This is a genomic window from Hydrogenophaga sp. GW101-3F08, assembly GCF_059424585.1.
On record NZ_JBWKZP010000003.1, the window covers coordinates 368,761 to 381,429 of the forward strand.

Below are 12,669 nucleotides of genomic sequence, written 5' to 3' on the forward strand. Positions count from 1 at the left end.
CCTCCCTCCAACTTTTGTCGCTACTGCCATGTCCAAATTCTTCGATGCTCTGGAAACCCGCTCCCCCGACGAGCGTGAGGCGGCGCAGATGGCGGCGCTGCCGGTGCAGGTCGCGCATGCGCAGGCGAACAGCGCCGCGTTTGCCGAGCTGCTGAAGGGGGTGGACGCGGCCGGCGTGAACAGCCGGGAAGCGCTTGCGCGCCTGCCGGTGACCCGCAAGCACGAACTGCTGGACATGCAAAAGGCATCGCGCGCCGCGGGCGGCGACGCCTTTGGGGGGTTTTCGACCCTGCTGCGTGGCCCCGCGATGCCGCGGGTGTTCGCCTCGCCGGGCCCGATCTACGAACCCGAAGGCGCCACCAAGGACTACTGGCGCGCCGGCCGCGCCCTGTTTGCCGCCGGCTTTCGCGCGGGCGATCTGGTGCACAACAGCTTCAGCTACCACATGACGCCCGGCGCCTTCATCCTGGAGTCGGGCGCGCACGCGGTGGGCTGCACCGTGTTCCCGGCCGGCACCGGCCAGACCGAACAGCAGCTCGACGCCATGCTGGCGCTCAAGCCCGACGGCTACACCGGCACGCCCAGCTTCCTGCGCATCCTGCTGGAGAAAGCGGCCGAGAGCGGCGCCGACATCCGCAGCCTGAACAAGGCCTCGGTCGGTGGCGAGGCCTGCCCGCCGAGCCTGACGGCCTGGTTCAAGGAACAGGGTGTGGACGTGTACCAGACCTACGCCACCGCCGACCTCGGCCTGGTGGCCTACGAGACCAGCGCGCGCCAGGGCCTGGTGCTCGAAGAGGGTGTGATCGTCGAGATCGTGCGCCCGGGCACGGGCGACCCGGTGCCCGAGGGCGAGGTGGGCGAGCTCGTGGTCACCAGCCTGAACCCGGCCTACCCGCTGATCCGCTTCGGCACCGGCGACCTGTCCGCCATCTTGAGCGGCACCTGCCCCACCGGGCGCACCGCGCCGCGCATCAAGGGCTGGATGGGGCGCGCCGACCAGACCACCAAGATCAAGGGCATGTTCGTGCACCCTTCGCAGGTGGCCGAGATCGTGCGTCGTTTCCCCCAGGTGGGCAAAGCCCGGCTGGTGGTCAGCGGCGAAATGGCCAACGACCGGATGAGCCTGCTGGTCGAGACCACGGACAGCACCGACGGTCTGCGGGAGCAGCTGGAAGCGGTGGTGCGCGACGTCACCAAGCTGCGCGGCGAGATCCAGTTGGTGAGCCCGGGCAGCCTGCCCAACGACGGCAAGGTGATCGAGGACGCGCGCAGTTATCGGTAGTCCGCCTGACCGGCCATGACATCGCTCAAACACAGGGTTTCCCCCGAGTGCTGGATACGTACTTCCCGCGATTTCTGCCCCGCGCCCAGGGACTACGATTCAGCGTCGAATATTCAACCCATAGGAGCATTTGCATGAACAAGATCCTGGCCTTTGCCTTGACCGCTGCCGTCTCGTCGGGCGCCTTCGCCCAGGACTTCCCCAGCAAGCCCATCACCCTGGTGGTGCCCTTCGCTGCCGGCGGTCCCACCGATCTGGTCGCCCGCCAGCTCGCCGAAGCCATGCGCAAGCCCCTGGGCGGCGCCACCGTGGTGGTGGAAAACGCCGCCGGTGCCGGCGGCACCATCGGCGCCACCAAGGTCGCGCGCGCCACGCCCGACGGCCACACCCTGCTCGTTTGGCACATCGGCATGGCCGCCACCACCAGCCTGTACCGCAAGCAGCAGTTCAAGCCGCTGGAAGATTTCGAATACCTGGGCATGATCAACGACGTGCCCATGACCCTGCTGGGCGCGCCCAAGCTGCCGGCCAAGACCTACCGCGACTTCGAGAACTACATCCGCGCCAACGGCGGCAAGCTCAACCTGGCGCACGCCGGCCTCGGTTCCGCTTCGCACCTGTGCGGGCTGATGTGGCAATCGGCCGTGAAGCTGGACAAGTCCATGACCACCATCGCCTACCGTGGCACGGGCCCGGCCATGAACGACCTGATCGGCGGCCAGGTGGACGTGATGTGCGACCAGACCACCAACACCACCAGCCAGATCGAAGCCGGCCGCGTCAAGGCCTTCGCCGTGACCACGGCCAAGCCGCTGTCCAACCACAAGCTGCTCAAGGACTACCCCTCGCTGCAGGAAATGGGCCTGAAGGGCTTCAACCTGACCATCTGGCACGCCATGTACGCCCCCAAGGGCACGCCGGCCGACGTGACCAAGAAGCTCAACGACGCCCTGATCGTCGCGCTGAAGGACCCCGAGTTCATCAAGCGCCAGGAAGCGCTGGGCGCCATGGTGGTGAACGACAACCGGGTGACCCCGGCCGGTCACAAGGCCTACGTGGCCGGTGAGATCACCAAGCTCAAGACCGCCATCGAGGCGGCCGGCCAGTTCGCGGACTGAACGCGACCCACCCCTGCGGCGCTCTGCGCCGTCCCCTCAAGGGGACGATGCCAGTGGCCCGGCGGAGCCGGTTCCACGGCATCCACTGGGTCAAGGCCCGCGCGCCGGTGAGGCGAGGGGCGACATGATCCCGATCCGGGTGGTCGATTCCATCACCGAATTGCAGCCCGCCGACGCGGGCTGCATTGCTTTGAGCGGTTCACACGGGGGTTGAACTCGGCCGGTGTGCCGGCGCTCAGACGCCCCACACCACCTCGACACCCGCCTTCTCGCAGCGCTGCAGCATCTCGATGAAAGGCGCGCTGCGCATGCGCAGGCTCACCGGGTCGAATTCGGGGGGCGGCTCGCCCCGGGCCGCGGCCTCTTCGATCAGGCGTTTGTGTTCGGCCTCTTCGTGCGCCACGGCGTCGCGCAGCGCCTGCACGGCCCCCGACATCTGCTCGGGCGACACGATGCCCGGATTGCCCGGGTCCTTGCCCAGGATTTCGAGCATGCGCTTGCCGTGCGGCTGCAGCATCACCAGGTCGCCGGTTTCCCGGGATTTGAATCGGTACAGGGACATGATGCTCTCCTTGGTGTCAGTGAACCCATTCTCCACCAAACCCCCGCCGCCGCATCCGGTAGAACCACCAGCCCGTGCGCGGGGTCCCGGTGCCGGTGCTCACACCTCGGTTGTAGCGAAACCGCCGGGCAACGGACTACGGGTTTTCCCGGTTGGCGCGATATATTTCATGTCTAAACTAATTAGGCATGAACACCTCCATTCCCGCGCTGCGGCGCATCCTGTGCATCGGTGGTGGCCCCGCGGGCCTGTATTTCGCCCTGCTCATGAAGCGGCGCGACCCTTCGCTCACCGTCACGGTGGTCGAGCGCAACCGACCGTTCGACACCTTCGGCTGGGGCGTGGTGTTCTCCGACCAGACGCTGCAGAACCTGAAAGTGGCCGACCCGGAATCGGCCCGGCAGATGGCCGACGCCTTCAACCACTGGGACGACATCGAGGTCTTCTACAAGGGCGGGCGCGTGCGCTCCAGCGGCCACGGCTTCATCGGCATCGGTCGCAAGCGCCTGCTCAACATCCTGCAGGAGCGCTGCCTGGCGCTGGGCGTGGACCTGGTGTTCGAGACCGACGTGACCGACGACCAGGCGCTTGCCGCACAGTACAACGCCGACCTGGTGATCGCCAGCGACGGCCTGAACAGCCGCATTCGCACGCGCTACGAGGCCACCTACCAGCCCGACATCGACACCCGCAAGTGCCGCTTCGTCTGGCTCGGCACCCAGAAGACCTTTGACGCCTTCACCTTCGCCTTCGAACAGACCGAACACGGCTGGTTCCAGGCGCACGCCTACAAGTTCGATGGCGAGACCTCGACCTTCATCGTCGAGACCCCGGAGGACGTGTGGCAGGCCCACGGCATCGAACAGATGAGCCAGGAAGACGGCGTGGCCTTTTGCGAAAAGCTGTTCGCGAAATACCTCGATGGCAACGCGCTCATCAGCAACGCCAAACACCTGCGCGGCTCGGCCAACTGGATCCGCTTCCCGCGTGTGATCTGCAACACATGGGTGCATTGGCAAGACATCTCAGGCAAGCTCACGCCCATCGTTCTGATGGGCGACGCGGCCCACACGGCCCACTTCTCCATCGGCAGCGGCACCAAGCTCGCGCTGGAAGACGCGATCGACCTGGCCGACGAATTCACGCGCCACGCCAACGCCGACATGGCCGAGGTGCTGCGGGGCTACGAAGCGCGCCGCAGCGTGGAGGTGCTGAAGATCCAGAACGCGGCGCGCAACTCCACCGAGTGGTTCGAGAACGTGGACCGCTACACCGGCATGGACATTCAGCAGTTCGCCTACTCGCTGCTCACCCGAAGCCAGCGCATCAGCCACGAAAACCTGCGCCTGCGCGACCCGCAGTGGCTCGAAGGTTACGAGGCCTGGCTGGAGGCTCATAACCCCCACGCTCCGCCGCTGCGCGGGTCGCTGCCCCAGGACGGGGAAGGGACCCTGTCCTTGCCGGTCCCGGGGGCTGATCCGGCTTGGGGCGGCCCGGCGCCGGATCGCGCGGCACGGCACCCCACACCACCCATGCTGCTGCCGCTGACCGTGCGCGGCCTCACGCTGAAGAACCGCATCGTCGTCTCGCCCATGGCGCAGTACAGCGCCACCGACGGTGTGGCGGGCGACTACCACCTGGTGCATCTGGGCGCGCGCGCCCTGGGCGGTGCGGCGCTGGTGATGGTGGAGATGACCAGCCCCACGCCCGAAGGCCGCATCACCCCGGGCTGCACCGGCCTGTGGAACGACGCGCAGGAGGCCGCGCTGCGCCGCATCGTCGATTTCGTGCACACCCGCAGCAGCGCCAGGATCGGCCTGCAGCTCGGCCACAGCGGCCCCAAGGGCTCCACGCAACTCGGCTGGGATCAGATCGACGAGCCGCTGCCCTCGCCCGGCGGGCGGCCCGACAGCTCGCCCAACTGGCCGCTGCTCTCGGCCAGCGCCCTGCCCTACGGGCCACAGAACCAGGTGCCGCGCGCCATGACCCGCGCCGACATGGACGCCATGACGGCGGCCTTCGTCGAGTCCACCCGGCGCGCCGCCGCCGTGGGTTTCGACTGGCTCGAGCTGCACTGCGCGCACGGCTACCTGCTCTCGGCCTTCATCTGCCCGCTCACCAACCAGCGCACCGACGACTACGGCGGCTCGCTGGACAACCGCTGCCGCTACCCACTCGAAGTGTTCAGCGCCGTGCGCGCCGCGTGGCCCGCCGACAAACCCATGAGCGTGCGCATCTCGGCACACGACTGGGCGCCCGGAGGCAATACGCCCGACGACGCCGTGGCCATCGCGCGGCTGTTCAAGGCCGCCGGCTGCGACGTGATCGACGTGTCCTCGGGCCAGACCACGCGCCAGGCCAAGCCGGTCTACGGCCGCATGTACCAGACGCCGTTCGCCGACCGCGTGCGCAACGAGGCCGGCATCCTGACCATGGCCGTGGGCGCCATCACCGAGGCCGACCACGCCAACAGCATCATCGGCGCCGGCCGCGCCGACCTCTGCGCCGTGGCCCGGGCCCACCTGGCCGACCCGGCCTGGACGCTGCACGAAGCGGCCAAGCTGCAGACCCGCGCCATCGAATGGCCGCGCCCCTACGAAAGCGGGCGCGACCAGCTCTACCGTGAGATCGCGCGCCAGCAAAGCCTGCAGGCGGCCAACCCCGTGGCCCAGGCCGCCCCCGAGGAAACCGCATGAACATTCCGCTCGACCTCGAAGCCCGCGCCCACAGCGAACACGCGCAGTCGCTGCGCCTGTGGTTGCGGCTGCTGACCTGTTCGCAACTGATCGAAAAGCGCGTGCGCGCCGGGCTGCGTGAGCAGTTCGACACCACGCTGCCGCGCTTCGACCTCATGGCCCAGCTGGAGCGCCACCCCGAGGGCCTGAAGATGAAGGAGCTGTCGCACCGGCTCATGGTCACGGGCGGCAACGTCACCGGCATCACCGACCAGCTGGTGGCCGAGGGCCTGGTGGAGCGCGTCGGCGTCGAAGGCGACCGCCGCGCCTTCCTGGTGCGGCTCACGCCCGAGGGGCGCAGTGCGTTCGAGCACATGGCCACGCAGCACGAGCAGTGGATCGTGGAGGCTTTCGAGGGCCTGAGCCCACGCGATCTCGATCAGTTGCACAAGCTGCTGGGCAAGGTCAAACAACACCAGCTCGACATCAATCAACGCGTGGATGAAACCAGCGAGTAAAGACCATGAAACACCCCATCCCCGACCACAACCCCATGCGCGGCCAGTACGCCGCCATGGCCGGCAACCCGCCCAAGCACTTTGCCCTCAGCGTTTCCGACGGCGTGGCCACCGTCACGCTCAACCGGCCCGAGCGCAAGAACCCGCTGACGTTTGATTCCTACGCCGAGCTGCGCGACTGGTTCCTGGCCCTGCAGCGCGCCACCGACATCAAGGCCGTGGTGCTCACCGGCGCGGGCGACAACTTCTGCTCCGGCGGCGACGTGCACGAGATCATCGGCCCGCTCACGAAGATGAGCATGCCCGAGCTGCTGGCCTTCACCCGCATGACGGGCGCGCTGGTCAGCGCCATGCGCGCCTGCCCGCAGCCCATCGTGGCCGCGCTGGACGGCGTGTGCGCGGGGGCCGGCGCCATGATGGCGCTGGCCTCGGACCTGCGCCTGGGCACACCCGCCGCCACCGTGGCCTTCCTGTTCACCCGCGTCGGCCTGGCCGGTGCCGACATGGGCGCCTGCGCCCTGCTGCCGCGCATGATCGGCCAGGGCCGCGCGAGCGAACTGCTGTTCACCGGCCGAGCCATGAGCGCCGCCGAAGGGCAGGCCTGGGGCTTCTTCAACGCGCTACACGAGAGCGCCGCGCTGCTGCCCGCGGCCCACAAGCTCGCGGCCCAGCTCGCGCAAGGCCCCACCTTCGCGCACGGCATGACCAAGACCATGCTGCACCAGGAATGGGCCATGACGCTGGACCAGGCCATCGAAGCCGAAGCCCAGGCCCAGGCCATCTGCATGCAGACGCAGGACTTCCGGCGCGCGTACGAGGCGTTTGCGGCCAAGCAGCGCCCAGCCTTTGAAGGGGATTGAACCATGTGCCCCCACGCTCATCACTTCGTGTATTCACTGCCCCCCAAGGGGGCGCTGGCCTCCCTTGGGACGGCCCGGCGGGAGTCCTGAATGGTCGCCTTCGAGCACCCCCACCCGCACGGCGCGCTGGCGCCGACCGCGCACCTCGAACTGCCCTTCTTCGACGACGCGCACCGCGCGCTGGCCAACGGCCTCGTGGCCTGGGCGCGCGAACAACGGGTGGACGAGTCCGACGACCGCGCCGCCTGCAAAGACTGGGTGCGACGCCTGGGCGCCGCCGGCTGGCTGCGCTACTGCGTGCCCGAGGACCACGGCGGCGCCCTGCCCGGGCTGGACTCGCGCGCGCTGGTGATCCTGCGCGAGACCCTGGCCTACCACTCCCCGCTGGCCGACTTCGCCTTCGCCATGCAGGGCCTGGGCAGCGGCGCCATCACGCTTGCGGGCACAGCCGCACAGCAGGCGCACCGCCTGCCGGCCGTGGCCCGCGGCGACCAGATCGCGGCCTTTGCGCTGAGCGAGCCCGAGGCCGGCTCGGACGTGGCGGCGATGGCGCTGCGCGCCACCCCAACGCCCACCGGCTGGACGCTGAACGGCCAGAAGACCTGGATCAGCAACGGCGGCATGGCCGACTTCTACGTGGTGTTCGCCAAGACCGAGCCGGACGCCGGCGCACGCGGCATCAGCGCCTTCGTCGTCAACGCCGACGCCCCGGGCCTGGACAGCAGCGCGCACATCCAGGTGATGGCGCCGCACCCGCTGGCCACGCTCACGTTCACCGACTGCCACATCGGCAGCGATGCCCTGGTGGGCAGCGTCAACGGCGGTTTCAAGCTGGCCATGCAGACGCTGGACATCTTCCGCGCCTCGGTGGCCGCCGCCGCGCTGGGCATGGCGCGCCGCGCCTTCGCCGAGGCCGTGGCCCACGCCAAGACGCGCAAGATGTTCGGCCAGACCCTGGCCGATTTCCAGCTCACCCAGGCCCGGCTGGGCGAGATGAGCGCCCTGATCGACGCCGCGGCCATGCTCACCTACCGCGCCGCCTGGATGCGCGACCGCAGCAGCACCCACGGCGCGGGCACACCGGCCTACACGGCCGCCGCGGCCAGCGCCAAACTCACCGCCACCGAAAACGCGCAGCGCGTGATCGACATGGCGCTGCAGATGTTCGGCGGGCGCGGCGTGCAGGTGGGCCAGCCCATCGAACACCTGTACCGCGACATCCGCTCGCTGCGCATTTACGAGGGTGCGAGCGAGGTGCAGCTGCTGATCCTTGGCAAACAGGCTTTGAGATGAAACACCCCCGCCGCGCTGCGCGCGACCCCCTCAAGGGGGCAATGCCTACGGCCCGGCAAAGCCGGTTCCGTGGCATTCCCGGGTTTGGGCATGTCGCGCCGGTCGTCCATGCAGACTGAGAGAGAAGGAGTTCCCCATGCCATCCGCTCAACTTGATCGGTTCGTCCACGACCGCTTGCCGCCACCCGAACAGTGGCCCGAGCTGCGCCACGAGCTGCCTGAGCTGCAACAGATCCCCGCGCAGCTCAACGTGGTGCAGGCGCTGTTCGATCGCGCGGTGACCCGCGGCCACGCCGACCGGCCGTTCCTGCGCAGCGACGAGCGCACGCTGAGCTACGCGCAGGCCCGGGCCGAGGTCAACCGTATCGCCAACGTGCTCACGCGCGACATGGGTCTGGTGCCCGGCAACCGGGTGCTGCTGCGCGGCGGCAACTCCATCGCCATGGCGCTGGCCTGGCTGGCCGTGGTGCAAAGCGGTCTGATCGCGGTGGCCACCATGCCGTTGCTGCGCGCCACCGAGCTCAAGGCCGTCATCGACAAAGCCCTCCCCTCCGCCGCGCTGTGCGACGTGAAGCTGCAGGACGAACTCAAGGCGGCCCTGGCACAGCGTCCGGAAACGGCAAGGCTGCCGCTGCGGCTGTTCAACACCGGCGACGCGGCTGTGGTGATCACCGACTCGCTCGAAGCACTCGCCAAACACGCCAGCGACCAGGCCACGCCCTGCCCCACCAGCGCCGACGACATCGCCCTGCTGGCCTTCACCTCGGGCACCACCGGCCGCCCGAAGGCCGCCGTGCACACCCACCGCGACGTGCTCGCCGCCTGCGAGACCTGGCCGCGCCACGTGCTGCGCGCCACGCCGGACGACATCGTGATGGGCTCGCCCCCGCTGGCCTTCACTTTCGGCCTGGGCGGCCTGCTGGTGTTCCCCATGTGGGCAGGGGCCTCGGTGTATTTCCCGAGCATTCCCTACACGCCCGAAGCCATGGTCAAGCTCATTGGCCAGGTGGGCGCCACCATCTGCTACACCGCGCCCACCTTCTACCGCCAGATGGCCGCGTTCGCCAAGCAGCACGGCGTCGGGAAACTGCGCATCAGCGTGAGCGCGGGCGAGGGCCTGCCCGACGCCACCCGCCAGCTCTGGAAAGAGGCCAGCGGGCTGGAGATGCTCGACGGCATCGGCGCCACCGAGATGTTCCACATCTTCATCTCCTCGCCGCCCGAGGCGGTGCGCCGCGGTGCGATCGGCCAGGTGGTACCCGGCTACCGGGCGAAGATCGTGGACGAGAACGGGCAGGAACTGCCGCCGGGCCAGGTCGGGCGGCTCGCCGTGGCCGGCCCCACCGGCTGCAAATACCTGGACGACGCGCGCCAGGCGCAGTACGTGAAGGACGGCTGGAACTTCCCCGGCGACGCCTTCAGCCAGGACGCCGATGGCTACTTCTTCTACCAGGCGCGCACCGACGACATGATCATCACCGCCGGCTACAACGTGGCCGGCCCGGAGGTGGAAGCCTCGCTGCTGCTGCACCCGGCGGTGGCCGAATGCGGCGTGGTCGGCCGCCCGGACGACGAACGCGGCATGGTCATCGTGGCCTACGTGGTGCTCAAGCCCGGCGAGGCCGCCGACGCCGCCCAGGTCAAGGCCCTGCAGGACCACGTGAAACACACCCTGGCGCCCTACAAGTACCCGCGCGACGTGGTCTTCGTGGACAAGCTGCCGCGCACCGAAACCGGCAAGCTGCAGCGCTTCGCGCTGCGCCAGCAGGCCAGTACATGACACCCCCCGCGTCGCCTCACGGCGCCACCCCCCTCTCTGGCGCCTTCGGCTTGGAGGGGGGCGACACCTGGGGCCGGCGGAGCCGGACCCTCGGTGTCCCTGGGTTGGGCTGTGGCGCTCGCGAGTTGGCTGGCAGCGTCCATCACCCTTGCTTTTATCTTTGAATGACGGCTCTCACATGAAACACCTGCAACCTCCCGGCTGGGCCGCCCCCAAGGGTTACGCCAACGGCGTCGCCGCGCGCGGCACGATGGTCTTCGTCGGTGGCCAGATCGGCTGGAACGGCGCCCAGCAGTTCGAGAGCGACGACTTCATCGCACAGACCCGCCAGACCCTGCTCAACATCCGCGAGGTGCTGGCCTGCGCCGGCGCCGGCCCCGAGCACATGGTGCGCATGACCTGGTACATCGTGGACCGGGTCGAATACAACGCACGGCTGCGCGAACTCGGCGGCGTGTACCGCGAGGTAATGGGCAAACACTTCCCGGCCATGACCTGCGTGCAGGTCGCGGCCCTGGTGGAGGCCCGGGCCCAGGTGGAGATCGAGGTCACCGCCGTGCTGCCGGACTGAGGATCAGGCCGAAACCAGCGCTCCACGCACCAGCGCCTCCAGGTCGGCATCGCGGCGGAAGCCCGCGGCATCCGCGCGGGCCGTGCGCAGCGGGGGAAAGCGGCCGAACAGGGCCTCGATGCGGGCATCGGGCGCCCAGCGCACGAGATCGTCCGCGGGCGTGCCGTGCACGCGGCCGACCGCCTGCGCCAGTTCGGCCATGGCAAAACGCAGCGTGGGCAGGGTCAGCACGCGCTCGCCGCCGGTCAGGGCCGGGTCGAAGCGGGCGGCGTGCAGCAGCTGTTCCACCACGCAAGGCAACGAGGAGGCCCAGGTGGTGGCCCCGGGCGAGGTGGGACAGACGAAGGGACGGTCCGCTGCCAGCTCGCGGATCAGGTCGCTCAGGAAGGCCGAGAGTTGTCCGGTGCGTTCGGGTGGGCGGGCCAGCACGCCGGGGATGCGCAGGGCGCGCCCGTCCACCCAGCCGCGGCGGCTGAAGTCGTTGATCAGCACCTCGCCCACCAGTTTGTGCGCCCCGTAGCTCAGCTGTGGCCGCGCGGGCGTGTCGTCGTCCACCTCGGCGGGCAGGGTGCCGAAGACGGCGATGGAGCTGGCGAACACGAACACCGGGGCCGCCCCGCCCCGCACCACCTGCTGCCGCCCCTGTTCCAGCAGGGTCTGGGTGGCGTCCAGGTTGACGCGGCGCGCCAGCTCGTGGTGCTGTTCGGCCGTGCCACCGGGAATGCTGGCGAGGTGGAACAGCAGGTCGATGGGCGGCCGCTCGGCCAGCGCCGCACGCAACGCCGTCGCGTCACCCATGTCGAGCGCCAGCTGGCGCACGCCCTCGCCCGCCGCGCGCGCGAAGGCCTGGTCCATCAGCGTGAGCTGGCCGACGGTGCGCCCGCCCAACGGGCTGCCCGGCACCAGGCGCTGCGCCAGAGCGCGCCCCAGGAAACCGGCCGCGCCGGTGATCAGCACGTGCATGGCGTCCCCATCCGCTCAGGCGGGGTGGGCAGCGGCGACCATCGCGACCACGCGCTGGTCGATCACGCCAAACGGTCCGTCCCCACCACCGTCGAAGCGGGCCTGCATGCGCACGCGGTCGCCGAAGCGCATGAAGCCGGTGCGGATCTCGCCCTGGTCGATCTTCTCGATCACGCGCCGCTCGGCGATGCAGGCCGAACCCGCCGCGCGCGACACGTTGGAGACCGTGCCCGAGCCGACGATGCTGCCGGCCGTGAGCCGCCGTGTGCGCGCCGCGTGGGCGATGAGCTGGCCGAAGTGGAAATTCATCTCGCCGCCGTGCGGCTCGCCAAAACGCTCGCCGTTCCATTGCACCTGCAGCCGCATCTGCACCCGGCCGTCGCACCAGGCGCCGCCCAGTTCGTCGGGCGTGACGGCCACCGGCGCAAAGGCGGTGGAGGGCTTGGCCTGCAGGAAGCCGAAGCCGGCTTTCATTTCGTGCGGGCCCAGCGCGCGCAGGCTCCAGTCGTTGATCTGCACCACCAGGCGCACACAGGCCAGCGCCGCTTCGGGCGACACACCCATGGGCACCGGCCCGGTGACCACGCCGAACTCGCCCTCGAAGTCGATGCCGTCGGCCTCGCTGGGCAAAGGCACGTCGTCGATCGGCCCGAGGAAGTCGTCGCTGGCGCCCTGGTACATCACCGGCACGCTGTCGAACAGCGGGATGGGCGGCGTGTTGAAGGCCTGCTCCATCAGGCGGCCGTGGTTCAGGAAGGCCGAGGCGTCGAGCCACTGCGGGCCACGCGGCAAGGGTGCCGCACAGGCGGTCGGGTCGAAGTCGAAAGCGCCGGGCGCGCTGCCGGCGTTGAGCGACTCGGACAGATCGGACAGCGGCAGCTGGACTTGTTCCCAGCGCCGCAGGGCTTCGATCAGGCTGGGTGCGACGGCACCGGCGCGCACGGCGCGCTGCCCGTCGCGCGAGACCAGGACGAGGCGGCCGTCCAGCGAGCCGTCTTTGAGGGTGGCGAACTTCATGGGGGGTGTTTCCGGGAATGGAGGGGGCTG

Annotated in this window: 11 protein-coding genes; 8 read left to right on the plus strand and 3 right to left on the minus strand. The window is 69.5% G+C overall.

The window, feature by feature from the left end; all coding sequences use genetic code 11:
* Nucleotides 1-28: 28 nt before the first annotated feature.
* On the plus strand, nt 29-1,282 hold the full coding sequence (locus AC07YZ_RS11170) for a phenylacetate--CoA ligase family protein (protein ID WP_494794779.1): 1,254 nt from the start codon (nt 29-31) through the stop codon (nt 1,280-1,282).
* A gap of 134 nt (nt 1,283-1,416) precedes the next feature.
* A complete protein-coding gene (locus AC07YZ_RS11175; RefSeq protein ID WP_226491339.1) occupies nt 1,417-2,400 on the plus strand; it encodes a tripartite tricarboxylate transporter substrate-binding protein in 984 nt (327 codons plus the stop codon).
* Nucleotides 2,401-2,635: 235 nt separating this feature from the next.
* Here the strand turns inward: AC07YZ_RS11175 and AC07YZ_RS11180 are convergent, their stop codons facing one another.
* The gene (locus AC07YZ_RS11180) at nt 2,636-2,962 is read right to left on the minus strand and encodes a DUF1840 domain-containing protein (RefSeq protein WP_494794780.1); all 327 of its coding nucleotides are present in this window, start codon (nt 2,960-2,962) and stop codon (nt 2,636-2,638) included.
* A 188-nt stretch (nt 2,963-3,150) separates the two neighbouring features.
* On the opposite strand from AC07YZ_RS11180, the gene AC07YZ_RS11185 reads away from it, so the two are divergent.
* The 6 genes from AC07YZ_RS11185 (at nt 3,151) to AC07YZ_RS11210 (ending at nt 10,659) form a co-directional block, all read left to right on the plus strand.
* Entirely contained in the window at nt 3,151-5,658 is a 2,508-nt protein-coding gene (locus tag AC07YZ_RS11185) for a bifunctional salicylyl-CoA 5-hydroxylase/oxidoreductase (RefSeq protein WP_494794781.1), read from the plus strand.
* The gene (locus AC07YZ_RS11190) at nt 5,655-6,155 is read left to right on the plus strand and encodes a MarR family winged helix-turn-helix transcriptional regulator (RefSeq protein ID WP_226491336.1); all 501 of its coding nucleotides are present in this window, start codon (nt 5,655-5,657) and stop codon (nt 6,153-6,155) included. Before AC07YZ_RS11185 ends, AC07YZ_RS11190 begins: the two co-directional genes overlap by 4 nt.
* Nucleotides 6,156-6,160: 5 nt before the next feature.
* Nucleotides 6,161-7,015: an enoyl-CoA hydratase family protein gene (locus AC07YZ_RS11195; RefSeq protein ID WP_494794782.1), complete on the plus strand. Its 855-nt coding sequence runs from the start codon at nt 6,161-6,163 to the stop codon at nt 7,013-7,015.
* Nucleotides 7,016-7,105: 90 nt separating this feature from the next.
* Entirely contained in the window at nt 7,106-8,308 is a 1,203-nt protein-coding gene (locus AC07YZ_RS11200) for an acyl-CoA dehydrogenase family protein (protein ID WP_494794783.1), read from the plus strand.
* Between the two features lie 136 nt (nt 8,309-8,444).
* Nucleotides 8,445-10,088 carry an AMP-binding protein gene (locus tag AC07YZ_RS11205; RefSeq protein WP_494794784.1) on the plus strand — a complete coding sequence of 548 codons (1,644 nt, stop codon included), beginning with the start codon at nt 8,445-8,447 and terminating at the stop codon, nt 10,086-10,088.
* Nucleotides 10,089-10,266: 178 nt separating this feature from the next.
* Nucleotides 10,267-10,659: a RidA family protein gene (locus tag AC07YZ_RS11210; RefSeq protein ID WP_494794785.1), complete on the plus strand. Its 393-nt coding sequence runs from the start codon at nt 10,267-10,269 to the stop codon at nt 10,657-10,659.
* A 3-nt stretch (nt 10,660-10,662) separates the two neighbouring features.
* On the opposite strand, the gene AC07YZ_RS11215 is transcribed toward AC07YZ_RS11210, so the two are convergent.
* A complete protein-coding gene (locus tag AC07YZ_RS11215) occupies nt 10,663-11,622 on the minus strand; it encodes an NAD-dependent epimerase/dehydratase family protein (protein WP_494794786.1) in 960 nt (319 codons plus the stop codon).
* Nucleotides 11,623-11,637: 15 nt separating this feature from the next.
* Nucleotides 11,638-12,639, minus strand: coding sequence for a fumarylacetoacetate hydrolase family protein (locus tag AC07YZ_RS11220; RefSeq protein ID WP_494794787.1), 1,002 nt, complete (start codon nt 12,637-12,639; stop codon nt 11,638-11,640).
* Nucleotides 12,640-12,669: the final 30 nt, after the last annotated feature.